The 11,620-nt window shown below is 66.2% G+C and carries 11 protein-coding genes; 8 read left to right on the forward strand and 3 right to left on the reverse strand.

The window, feature by feature from the left end:
• A partial coding sequence (locus tag FUT88_RS23280; RefSeq protein WP_261797276.1) for a LysR substrate-binding domain-containing protein occupies positions 1-317 on the forward strand: 317 nt, incomplete at its 5' end.
• A 42-nt stretch (positions 318-359) separates the two neighbouring features.
• On the opposite strand, the gene FUT88_RS23285 is transcribed toward FUT88_RS23280, so the two are convergent.
• Positions 360-1,508: an HPP family protein gene (locus tag FUT88_RS23285; RefSeq protein WP_147218768.1), complete on the reverse strand. Its 1,149-nt coding sequence runs from the start codon at positions 1,506-1,508 to the stop codon at positions 360-362.
• 232 nt (positions 1,509-1,740) lie between these two features.
• Between FUT88_RS23285 and FUT88_RS23290 the strand changes: the two genes are divergently transcribed.
• The gene (locus FUT88_RS23290) at positions 1,741-3,729 is read left to right on the forward strand and encodes an acid phosphatase (RefSeq protein ID WP_147218770.1); all 1,989 of its coding nucleotides are present in this window, start codon (positions 1,741-1,743) and stop codon (positions 3,727-3,729) included.
• Between the two features lie 20 nt (positions 3,730-3,749).
• Here the strand turns inward: FUT88_RS23290 and FUT88_RS23295 are convergent, their stop codons facing one another.
• Positions 3,750-4,631 carry a GyrI-like domain-containing protein gene (locus tag FUT88_RS23295; RefSeq protein WP_186829367.1) on the reverse strand — a complete coding sequence of 294 codons (882 nt, stop codon included), beginning with the start codon at positions 4,629-4,631 and terminating at the stop codon, positions 3,750-3,752.
• 532 nt (positions 4,632-5,163) lie between these two features.
• On the opposite strand from FUT88_RS23295, the gene FUT88_RS23300 reads away from it, so the two are divergent.
• Positions 5,164-5,793, forward strand: a complete 630-nt coding sequence (locus FUT88_RS23300) for a hypothetical protein (protein ID WP_147218772.1) — start codon at positions 5,164-5,166, stop codon at positions 5,791-5,793.
• Between the two features lie 7 nt (positions 5,794-5,800).
• The gene (locus FUT88_RS23305) at positions 5,801-6,379 is read left to right on the forward strand and encodes a hypothetical protein (protein ID WP_147218774.1); all 579 of its coding nucleotides are present in this window, start codon (positions 5,801-5,803) and stop codon (positions 6,377-6,379) included.
• 115 nt (positions 6,380-6,494) lie between these two features.
• Here FUT88_RS23305 and metK read toward each other — a convergent pair whose 3' ends face one another.
• A complete protein-coding gene (gene metK / locus FUT88_RS23310) occupies positions 6,495-7,685 on the reverse strand; it encodes a methionine adenosyltransferase (RefSeq protein WP_147218776.1) in 1,191 nt (396 codons plus the stop codon).
• Positions 7,686-7,924: 239 nt separating this feature from the next.
• Here metK and FUT88_RS23315 point away from each other — a divergent pair, with 239 nt between their 5' ends.
• The 4 genes from FUT88_RS23315 (at position 7,925) to FUT88_RS23330 (ending at position 11,536) form a co-directional block, all read left to right on the forward strand.
• On the forward strand, positions 7,925-8,773 hold the full coding sequence (locus FUT88_RS23315) for a lysophospholipid acyltransferase family protein (RefSeq protein ID WP_147218778.1): 849 nt from the start codon (positions 7,925-7,927) through the stop codon (positions 8,771-8,773).
• 13 nt (positions 8,774-8,786) lie between these two features.
• Positions 8,787-9,680 (forward strand): lipid A biosynthesis lauroyl acyltransferase, encoded by an 894-nt coding sequence (locus FUT88_RS23320; RefSeq protein WP_147218780.1) that lies wholly within the window; start codon positions 8,787-8,789, stop codon positions 9,678-9,680.
• An 89-nt stretch (positions 9,681-9,769) separates the two neighbouring features.
• A complete protein-coding gene (dapF, locus tag FUT88_RS23325) occupies positions 9,770-10,651 on the forward strand; it encodes a diaminopimelate epimerase (RefSeq protein WP_147218782.1) in 882 nt (293 codons plus the stop codon).
• A 57-nt stretch (positions 10,652-10,708) separates the two neighbouring features.
• Entirely contained in the window at positions 10,709-11,536 is an 828-nt protein-coding gene (locus FUT88_RS23330; protein WP_147218784.1) for a polyphosphate kinase 2 family protein, read from the forward strand.
• Positions 11,537-11,620 lie beyond the last annotated feature (84 nt).

Below are 11,620 nucleotides of genomic sequence, written 5' to 3' on the forward strand. Positions count from 1 at the left end.
GCCGCGCGGACTGGCGCTTCAGCGGCGGCGGCGAAGAGCACACCGTGCGCGTGACCGCCTCCATCGTCACCAACGACGGCGAAGCCGCGCATACGCTGGCCGCCGAGGGCGCGGGCATTGCCGTCAAATCCATCTGGGACGTGGGCGACGATCTGCTGGCGGGGCGCCTGGTGCGCGTGCTGCCGGGGCACTCCGTGTCGGCGGCACCGCTGCACGCGATCTATCCGCACAGCCAGCACCTTGCGCCGCGCGTGCGCGTGTTTGTCGACTACGTTCGGGACCGGCTGCAGCAGGACTGGCGCTGGGATGCGCTGTGACTGCGGGGCCGGCGCACTTGGCGCGCCGGATGTGCTGATGCGTCAGGCCGCCTGCGGCTCGATGTTCGCCTGACGGTACAGCCCGCCCACCAAGTCGGATTCGGTAACGATGCCAGCCAGCCGGCCGTCGGCATCCAGCACCGGAATGTGGTGGTGGCCGGCGCTGGCAAACATCGGCACCAGATCCGACATGGGCGCGTCTGCCGCGATGGTCTGCACGCGCGTCTTCATGTGGTCGGCCACGCGCGGCGGCGTGAGCGCGCCGATGCTGAACCAGCGGCGCAGCGTCTGGCGCATGTCTGCGGGCGCCAGGCCGAGCAGGTCGACACGCGTGACGATGCCCACCACGCGCCTGCCTTCGTCCACGACCGGCAACGCCTTGAAGCCATGCTGACGCAGCAGTTGCAGCGCGCGCGGGATCGATGTGCCGGCCGACACCGTGACGACCGGCGTGGTCATGATGTCGGCGCAGGTCAGCGCCTGGAACGTGCGCGTGTAGGCTTGCAGCTGCATCTCGCGCAGCACGGCTTCAATGTCTTCGGGGTCGATGTCCAGCAGTTCGCTCTGGCGGCGCAGCGCGGCGACGATGTCGGCGCGGGTGAAGCCGGCCGCGGTGGGCGGGCGCTCGGCAGCGGGCAGGCGCTGCGCGTGCGGATACCGGTGGCCGGTGGCGGCGTGGTACACCAGCGCGCCCACCAGCAGCAGCGCAGACTGGATCAGGATCGGCTCGAGCACGAAGCGATAGCCCAGCGCATGCACGGCCGGCCCGCCGATCACGGCGGTGAGCGCCACCGCGCCCGAAGGTGGGTGCACGCAGCGCAGCGCAAACATGCCGGCAATGGCCGCCGAGATGGCCAGCGCCGACGCAATCACCGGATCATCGACGAGCAGCGCGAATGTCACGCCCACCGTGGCCGCCACCAGGTTGCCGCCGATGATCGACCACGGCTGCGCGAGTGGGCTGGCCGGCACCGCAAACAGCAGCACGGCGGAGGCGCCCATCGGCGCGACGAGCAGCGGAATCAGCGTGGAAGCGCCTGGCACCATTTTCATCATCGTGCCGGTAAAGAGGATGCCGACGAGGGCGCCGACGGCGGAGCGGACGCGTTCGCTCCAGCGCACGGTTACGGGTGCGGGAATGAAGCTGTGGAGCCAGCGGCGCAGGGCGGGATGCAGCGGTGAAGCGGACATGGTCGACGGACGGCGATTGCCCGGACCAGGCTTCACCAAAGTCAAAAAACGGAGCCGGCGATTCTATCACGCTGTGACATAACGCGCCGTCAGCGGTGCCGTGACGTGGCGTGCCCCAATGTAGGGCGACGATCACGCAGATTTGTCAAGGAAACGTCACAGTGGTTTCACAGCGCGTGCCGAGACTGCGAGGTTTTCCAGCGCTCTCTTCGGGCTCCGCGCCCGCCGCACCATGTCCTTCACTGCCCGCCCCGTGTTTTTCCGTCCGCGTCTTTGCTCCAGCCTTGTTGCGTTGTTCGGCGCCCTTGCGCTGACGGCGTGCGGCGGCGGCGATGACAACACCAGCAGCACGCCCGTTGCCACCACGCAGGCCATTCCGGCGCCGCCGGCAGACCCGGGCTTTGTCGACACGGCCGCCGTGGCCACGGGCGTGCCGGCGTTCGTCGACAACATCGCCACCAACCAGCGCGGCGATGCGCGCTACGCCACGTTGGGCACCAACGCCGGCGTGCGCCTGTTCACGCGGTTTCTCGATCTTTGGCAGCCGCTGACGGAGATCGTCGATGCGGGCGTGAGCGCGCCGGCCAACGGGTCGTTCCCGGCGGTAGTCGCGTCTACGTGGACGGGCCTGCCCAATGACGGGACGGCCGGCGGCACGCAGCTCAATCTGCCGGTGCTGAACGCAAACGTTCAATACGTGGTGAACGCCACTACCAACCGCACACAGGCCCAGGCCGATGCGGCGTACTTTGACGATCGCCGCGGCAAGGGCTACAGCGTGACCGACGGCATGGGGCCGCTCACCGCCGCGTGGCGCACGCTCGCGCAGCAGACGACGTCCATCACCACCGTGCCGGCCGATGCCACCACCGTGCTCTACAACGACAGCGGCAACAACACGGGCGTGGGCACCTCGGGCGGCAATACCGCCTTCGGCAAGGTGGTCGACCTGATCAACACGGTGGGCAACAACGCCTCCACCGAGCCTTCGAAGCGCTTCTACAAATACGCCCGACCGTACCGCTGGAGCAGCAGCGTGGTCGTCGTGCCGACGCTGGTGCCGGCCGAGAGCCCGACGCCCACGACGGACGGCGGCTTCATCAGCGGCCACTCGGCCGAAGCCGTGCGCGACACCGTGGCGATGGCGTACCTGGTGCCTGAGCGGTTCCAGCAGATCCTGTCGCGCGGCATGGAGTTGGGCGAGAACCGCATCCTGGCCGGCATGCATTCGCCGCTGGACGTGATGTCGGGCCGCATGATCGGCATTGCCGCCGCCGCGGCCAACCTCGTCGATCCGGCCAATGCCGCGCTCAAGGCAGCGGCCTTCGCGCAGGCGCACACCGCGCTGATGGCGCAGACCGGCACGGATGCGACGACGTTCCCGGCGCTGGCCCAGTCCGGCACGCCGGCCACCGACCGCTTTGCCGACTACGCCACCAACCAGGCCAATTTCACGCGCCGCATGACGTTTGGCTTTACGCAGATCGGTGCGACGACGCTGGCGCCGGTGGTGCCCAAAGGCGCCGAAGTGCTGCTGGAAACGCGCTTTCCGTACCTGAGCGCCGATCAGCGCCGCGTGGTGCTGAAGACGACGGAGCTGCCGTCCGGCTACCCGGTGCTGGACGACGCCGAAGGCTGGGGCCGCCTGAACCTGTTCGCGGCGGCCGACGGCTACGGCGCGTTCAACGGCAACGTTATCGTGTCGATGGATGCAACGCAGGGCGGCTTCAACGCGGCCGATACGTGGCGCAACGCCATCTCGGGCGCGGGCAAGCTCACGCTGCAAGGCACCGGCAGGCTGCGTCTGGCAGGCGCCAACACGTACACCGGCGGCACGCAGGTCGCAGGCGGTGTGCTGGAGGCCGATTCGGCCAACGCATTCGGCACGGGCGACGTGTATGTCGGCGCTGGCACGCTGGCGGTCAACGCGCCGGCGGCGGTGGCCATTGCGGGCAAGTTCACGCAACTGCAGGGCACGACGCTCGACCTCGCCATCGGCCCGAACGGCCAGGGCAAGCTGAGCGTGGCCGGCCTCACCACGATTGCCGGCGGCACGCTGCACGTGAAGTTCGTGAACGGCTACGCGCCCAAGGTGGGCGACACCATCGCCGTGGTGGATGGCGCGGGCAGCAACCGCCAGTTCTCATCGGTGGTGGTGGACGGCTTCAAGGCCACGGCCATCTACACGGCCACCGGCATCCAGATCCACCTGGATGCCTGATCGTCTGATCGCCTGAAGGTTCACCTGAGCGGCAGCAGCACGTCGGTCACGGCTTCGTGCTCGGGCACGTCGGGGTAGAAGCGCACGCGCTGGAACAGCAACGGCGCGTCGCGCAGCTCCTCGCCGCTGGCGGGCAGCCAATCGGCATACAGATACGCCACGCTTTGGGCGAGCGTGTCGTCGGAGCCCGTGTGGCGCAGCACGGCGTAGCGCCCGCCTGCCAGCGTCTTGCCGGTGATGCCCGCCGCATTGGGCGCGACCGGTGCCTGCGTCGCCGCGCAGATGTCCATGCGAAACGCCTCGGGCGGCACGTCGTCGGGGTTGTCGTAGACGACGTTGTACGTGGCCGAAACGCTCGGGTGCAGCCGGTGTTCGCGGCGCCAGGCGATGAACGTGCGGATGGTCTCGCCCAGGCGCGCTGGGTCGCCGCGGTGCTCGATGGCGGCGACGGCGACGGCCTCGCGCTCGACGATCTCAACGGATTGGGTGTGCGGTTGTGCGGGCATGTGTTGGCTCCTGAGGGCGCGCAGCGCCTGTAGATCGGTGGCCCAGGACGCCCACTGCGGCGCGGCCCGAAAGGCTGAGGGCGATTGCCCCGCCTGCCTGCGGAACGCCCGCGCAAATGCTTCCGGCCCTTCGTACCCGCACGCCAGCGCGATGTCGGTGATGCGCGCATCGTCGCGATAGGCGAGTTGATGCGCGGCACGCTTCAGGCGCAGCAACTGCACATAGCGCCCCACGTTCATGCCGAACAGCAACGAGAACTGGCGGTGGAAGTGGTAGCTGGAAAACGCCGCCACGTCGGCCAGCCCGTCCACGTCGAGCGTGTCTTCCAGATGCGCGTCGATGTGGGCGAGCACGGCGCGGAAGCGGGCGAGGTAGCGGTCGGTGGCGGTGGTCAATGCGGTGGCTCCTGGGTGGCGATACGTTAGCGCCGGCGGGTTTGACGCGCCTGATCGAAATTGCGCAATCGCCTGCCGTGATCTTTGGCCCGTGCCGCTTGCCATGGGGCGATGGTGGGCACATGCGGCGCATATCGGCGGTGCGTTGGCGTCCGTGGAGTGGGTCTTGCCGTGGGCGATGCGTTGCGGTGCCCCGGCATACAGGTCGGTGATTCACGCTCATAGATGACGGGGCCACATCATGGCAGAACAGACCTCGACACATCGCACAGACACTGTTCGAGCCTGCAGACGGAGGGGGGGCACCGACACCAAACGCCGGCTTGCCGATGCGCCTGGTCTGGCGCGCAATTGAAACGGCCCGGCCCGACCCAGCCGACGTGATACCCCTCTTCGAAAGGGCGTGATCTCCACTTCGCCTCTGATAGCATCCCCCAGCCCCTCCGGGGCGCCGTCTGCGGGGGCGTACCAGTACGCTGACCGCCTGCGCTGACGTATCCGAAGTCGAACCTCACACAAAAAGAATCAGGGTATGCAAAACAACAACAGCAAGTTTGGGGGCGGGCGTTTCATCCGCCGTATGGTGATGGCGTCGGCATTGACGGGCGCCGCTCTCTTGACGGGTTGCGCGAGCTTCTATGTCGACACAGCGACCAAAGCCGTGCCGGCGTCCGAAATGAAGAAGGTTGCGGATCCGAAGCCGGTGCAACTAGTGTTCGAATTTCAAACCAAAGGCGCGCCCAATCCGCGCGTGACCACGCTTCTGAAAGACACGGCCGCCAAGGAAGTCATCGAAACCGGCCTCTTCTCGAAGGTGTCGACAGAGCCGACGCCGAACGTGGGCATGCTCAATGTCACGCTGAACAACGTGCCGGTCACGGACGATGCCGCGTCCAAGGGTTTCGTAACGGGTCTGACCTTTGGTCTGGCCGGCAGCGCTGTCACCGATGGCTACATCTGCACGGTGAGCTACCTGCCGCCGGGGCAGGCGACCCCCATCGTGAAGACTGCGCGTCATGCGATCCACACCACCCTGGGTAACGCCAATCCGCCCGCCGGCGCTAAGAAGTCTGCGACAGCGCTGGACGCAGTCCAGCAGGTGACGCGCGAGGTGTTGAGCAACGCGCTGAAGGATCTGTCCTATGACGCCGCGTTCAACTGATTCCGGAATGGTGCGTGCACTGTGGGCGGCGTTGCTCGCGGCCGCCTCGCTGCTGGCGGGTTGCGCCGAAATGCCGATGACGCCGCCCAAGCCGACCATCGAGAACGCAGCGAAACTGCGCAGCGGTAGCCCTGCCATCGGCCCGGTCGAGGTGGGCAAATTCACGCTGGATGCTGCGCAATCGGCGAGTGTGGATAAGGGCGTCAGCATTCGCAGCAACACAGTGCGTTCGCCGGTGGAAGGCTCCTTTGCCCAATACCTGCGGGAAACCTTGCGCGTCGAGTTGCAGTCGGCAGGCCTGTTGGATGCACGTTCGGATGCGGTGATCACCGGCACGCTGCTCGACAGCTCCGTTGAAGCTCCCGTCGGGACCGGCAAAGCAGCGCTGGCAGCACGGTTTGTGGTGACGCGGTCTGGCACCGTGCGCTACGACCGCGCATTGCGCACCGAGGCTTCGTGGGATTCTCCGTTCATGGGGGTGTCGGCGATTCCACAGGCGGCGGGGCAATATGAAGCGCTCTACCGCAAGCTGGTTGGCGTGTTGCTCGACGATGCCGCGTTCCGTGCAGCCGTTGCCAGGCAGTAGCTCGCACCGCATGTGCAAGTTAGAAAAAGAAGTCGCCCTTCGGGGCGGCTTTTTTCTTGGCAGGCAGAAAAAAAACCGCCCCGAAGGGCGGTTTCTCTTTGGCGCCAGTGCTGGCTCAGGCAAACGCCTTGGCCGGCTCGCCCGCGAGGCCGGCTGCTTCGCGCAGCAGCAGGGCCTTGTCGGTGGCTTCCCAGCTGAACTCCGGCTCTTCGCGGCCGAAGTGGCCGTACGCGGCAGTCTTTTCGTAGACCGGGCGCAGCAGGTCCAGCATCTGCACGATGCCCTTCGGGCGCAGGTCGAAGTGCTCCTGCACGAGCTTGGCGATCTGCTCGTCGGGGATCACGCCCGTGCCTTCCGTGTACACCGTGATGTTGATCGGCCGAGCTACGCCGATCGCGTAGCTGACCTGCACCTGGCATTGGCGCGCCAGACCGGCGGCCACCACGTTCTTGGCCACGTAGCGCGCGGCATACGCCGCCGAGCGGTCGACCTTCGACGGGTCCTTGCCCGAGAATGCACCGCCGCCATGCGGGGCTGCGCCGCCGTACGTGTCGACGATGATCTTGCGGCCGGTCAGGCCGCAGTCGCCCTGCGGGCCGCCGATGACGAAGCGGCCGGTCGGGTTCACCAGGTACTTGGTGTCGGCCAGCATGTGCGACGGCAGCACCGGCTTGATGATCTCTTCGATCACGGCTTCGCGGATGGCCTCTTGCGACATTTCCGGCGCGTGCTGGGTGGACAGCACCACGGTATCCACGCTGTGCGGCTTGCCATCCACATAACGCACCGTCACCTGCGACTTGGCGTCGGGGCGCAGCCAGGGCAGGCGGCCGTCGCGGCGCAGTTGCGACTGGCGCTCGACCAGGCGGTGTGCATAGTAGATCGGGAAGGGCATCAGCTCGGGCGTTTCATCGCACGCGTAGCCGAACATCAGGCCCTGATCACCGGCGCCCTGGTTCAGGTAGTCGTCCGATGCGCGGTCGACGCCCTGCGCGATGTCCGGCGATTGCTTGTCGTAAGCGACGAGAACGGCACAGCCCTTGTAGTCGATGCCGTATTCGGTGTTGTCGTAGCCGATGCGCTTGATGGTTTCGCGCGCCACGTGGATGTAGTCGACGTTGGCCGACGTGGTGATTTCACCCGCGAGCACCACCAGGCCGGTGTTGCACAGCGTTTCTGCTGCGACGCGCGCATATTTGTCCTGGGCGAGGATGGCGTCCAGGATGGCGTCGGAAATCTGGTCGGCGACCTTGTCGGGATGGCCCTCGGAGACCGACTCCGAGGTGAAGAGGAAGTCGTTTGACACGGCTGTTAGCTCCAGATTGGCTATCACGTTGCCAATCCGTTAAGCCACGGCCGGCGACGCTTTAGCGGTATTTAGCAACCTTGCCGAGGTTTGTGGCCAAGCAAGGATTCGCCCCGCAAGTTGTCAGTTAACTCGGCGAATCGCGCTATTATACGCGGCACTTTTCGGGGCCGCAGCACGGCCTGCCAAGACCCTGCTCTCCTGTCGACTGCGACCAACACATTGCAGCGTACGCACGCATGACCTTCCTCTACTGGCTGTTTTCACGCCTGCCCCTGTCAGTGCTGCAGGCGCTGGGCGGCTGGCTGGGAGCGTTGGCCGCCCAGGTGCCCGGCCGCTATCACGACCGGCTCATCGCCAACTTCCGCCACGCCTATCCCGACGTCACGCCCGCCATGCTCAAAGAGGCTGGGCGCTCCGCCGGCCGCATGGTGTTCGAGATGCCGTACTTCTGGGTGCGCAAGAACGGGGCGCAGGTTGCGCCGCACCTGTTCGATGTCTGCCGAACCGTCATCGAGCGCGCGCTGGCAGACGGACGCGGCCTGATCTTCCTCACACCGCATCTGGGCTGCTTCGAGGTCCTGCCGCAGGCTTACGCAAGCGAGCATCCCGTCACATCGCTGTTCAAGCCGCCGCGCAAGGAAAGCCTGCGCGCCTGGATCGAACACATGCGCACGGGGCCGAACATGCACATGGCCCCCGCAGACCCGCGCGGCGTGCGCATGCTGGTGCGCGCACTCAAGCGCGGCGAGGCCATTGGCATCCTGCCCGACCAGACGCCCACCGGCGGTGAAGGCGTATGGGCGCCGTTCTTCGGCAAGCCGGCCTACACGATGACGCTGGTGCACCGTCTGCATCGGCTCACAGGTGCGCCCGTCGTGGCATTGTTTGCCGAGCGGCTGCCGCGCGGTACGGGCTACCGGCTGCACGTGGAGGAGATCGGCGATCTGCCCGAAGACGCCACGCAGGCCGCCACCCGCATCAACGCCGCCATCGAGCGGTTGATTGCCGTGGCGCCGACGCAATATCTCTGGGGCTATAACCGCTACAAGCATCCCAAGGGCGCGGAAGCTCCACCCGCTGCCTGACACTGCTGCCTTTATGGAACGTTTCTCTGCCAAACTCGGACTCGGCTTCTTATGGCTGCTGTCCTTCCTGCCCTACGGTTTCGTCGCGCGTTTTGGCGAAGGCCTGGGCGGACTGCTGTACCGCATTCCCAACGGCCGCCGCCGCGTGGTCTTGGCGAATTTGCGCGCGTGCTTTCCCGAGAAATCGGAAGCCGAGCGCGAAGCCCTGGCGCACGAGGTTTTCCGCAAGGTCTTCCGCAGCTTTGCCGAGCGCTCGTTTGCGTGGTTCGCATCGGAAAAGCGGCTGATGCGCGTGGTGAAGATCGACGATCAGGCCAACCTGCCGGCGCTGCACGGCACGCCGCACATTCTCGTGACGCTGCATCTGTCGGGTGTGGAGATCGGCGCGCTGGCGCTGACGGACTACCTGCGCACGCACGTCGGCAACGCGGGCTGCTCGTTGTACACGCGCATGGCGAACCCGGTGCTCGATGACGCCATCAAGGCGCTGCGCAGCCGCTTTGGCGCGACCATGGTGTCGCGCAACGAAAACATCCGCCAGATCATGCGCACTATCAAGCGCGGCGAGGCGTTGCAGCTCATCTCCGACATGGATTTCGGCGAGCGCGACTCCGAATTCGTGCCGTTCTTTGGCGTGCCGGCGCTCACGCTCAACGCCATCCCGCGCATGGCGTCGATGACCGGCGCCAAGGTCGTGCCGATGTACACCGAGATCCTGCCAAACTACGAGGGCTATGCGCTGCGCATCCTGCCGGCGTGGGAGAACTACCCCACCGGCGATCTGACTGCCGACACGCGCCGCATGAACGCCTTCTTTGAAGACGCCATCCGCCCGCGCATCACCGAGTATTACTGGGTGCACAAGCGCTTCAAGCACCGCCCCGAGGGCATGCCGGGCATCTATTGATGCCGGGAGCCGGCTCGGGGCAACCGCGGCCGGCTCGCTTTAGAATGGGCGTTTTCCGAACGCTCATCGCCGCATCTGTGCGGCCCGCCATGAAACTGCACTTCACCAAGATGCACGGCGCGGGCAACGACTTTGTCGTGCTCGACGGCATCCAGACCCCGATCGACTTCACGCCCGCGCAATGGGCTGCCATTGCCGACCGCCACTTCGGCGTGGGGGCGGATCAGCTCCTGCTGGTCGAGCGTTCAACGCGGCCCGACGTCGATTTCCGCTACCGCATCTTCAACCACGACGGCGGCGAGGTGGAGCACTGCGGCAACGGCGCACGCTGCTTCGTCAAGTTCGTCACCGACCGCGGTTTGACCGACAAACGGACCGTGCGCGTGGAAGTCATGAACGGCATCGCCACCCTGACGATGCAGGACGACGGCCAGGTCACAGTCGACATGGGCGCGCCGGTGTTCGAGGCGGCACGCCTGCCGTTCGTGCCCGAAGGCCTGCCCACCCGCGTTGAAGGCGACGACACGCAGCACGCGCTGCAGATCAACGGCCGGACTGCATGGCTGTCGACCGTGTCGATGGGCAATCCGCACGCCGTGCAGATCGTCGACGACACGGAAGCCTTTCCCGTGCTGGAAGACGGCCCGTTGATCGAGTCGCATCCCGTGTTTCCGCGTCGCGTGAATGCGGGCTTCATGCAGATCGTCGATCGGCATTCCGTGCGTCTGCGCGTGTACGAGCGCGGCGCGGGCGAGACACTTGCTTGTGGCACCGGCGCGTGCGCAGCGGTGGTGGCCGGCATCCGCCGCGGCCTGATCGATTCGCCCGTCAAGGTCGCCACGCATGGCGGCGACCTGACCATCGCGTGGGCGGGCGTCGGCCAGCCGGTCATGATGACGGGCCCCGCCACGACCGTCTTTGAAGGCACGCTGGATTTGGATGCGCTCAAGCTGACCGCCGCCGCGCATTGACACCGCGCATGCCCCGGCGGGCCGCTGCCGCATACCTCAGAACAACAAGGAGATACCGTGGGCACGAACGGCAGGAACCTGATTGACGACTACCGTTTCGACGGCAGCAACAAGTTCAAGATCGCGAAGGTGGATGCCGCCAGCAAGCCGTTCTCCACCGGCAACAAGGCGGACGACAACGCGCGGCTGGCCGAAGTCTCGGCCAAGCTCGACGCGCTGCAGGATGTGCTCTACGCCGAGCACCGGCGCAAGGTGCTGGTGATCCTGCAGGGCATGGATACCTCCGGCAAGGACGGCACCGTGCGCGGCGTCTTCCGCGCGATGGACCCGCTGGGGCTGCGCGTGGTCGGCTTCAAGGCGCCGACGCCGCAGGAACTCGCACACGATTACCTCTGGCGCGTGCACGCCCAGACGCCTGCCCGCGGCGAGATCGTCATCTTCAACCGCAGCCATTACGAAGACGTGCTCATCACGCGCGTGCACGGCGACATCGACGCGGCCGAATGCAAACGCCGCTACGGGCACATCAACGCGTTCGAGCAGATGCTGAGCGAAACCGGCACGACCATCGTCAAATGCTTCCTGCACATCTCGAAAGACGAGCAGCGCAAGCGGTTGCAGGAGCGCATCGACGATCCGAACAAACACTGGAAGTTCGACCCGGCCGATATTGCCGAGCGCGGGTTTTGGGATGGCTACATGGAGGCCTACGAGGCGGCCATCAATGCCACAGCGACGCCCGAAGCGCCCTGGTACGTGGTGCCCGCGGATTCCAAGACACATCGGAATGTGATGGTGGCGGAGATTTTGTTGCAGGTGTTTGAGGGGATGAAGCCGCAGTATCCGGAGGGGAATCCGGCGTTTGAGGCGTTGAGGATTGAGTAGTTTTTTTGGGGTTTGTTTTGGCCTTGGTGGTCCATCCCCCCTTTCGTTCCCTGCCGGGACCGACTTACTTTTCTTTGTCTTGCC

The organism is Ralstonia sp. TCR112 (assembly GCF_007997035.1).
GTDB lineage: Bacteria > Pseudomonadota > Gammaproteobacteria > Burkholderiales > Burkholderiaceae > Ralstonia > Ralstonia edaphi.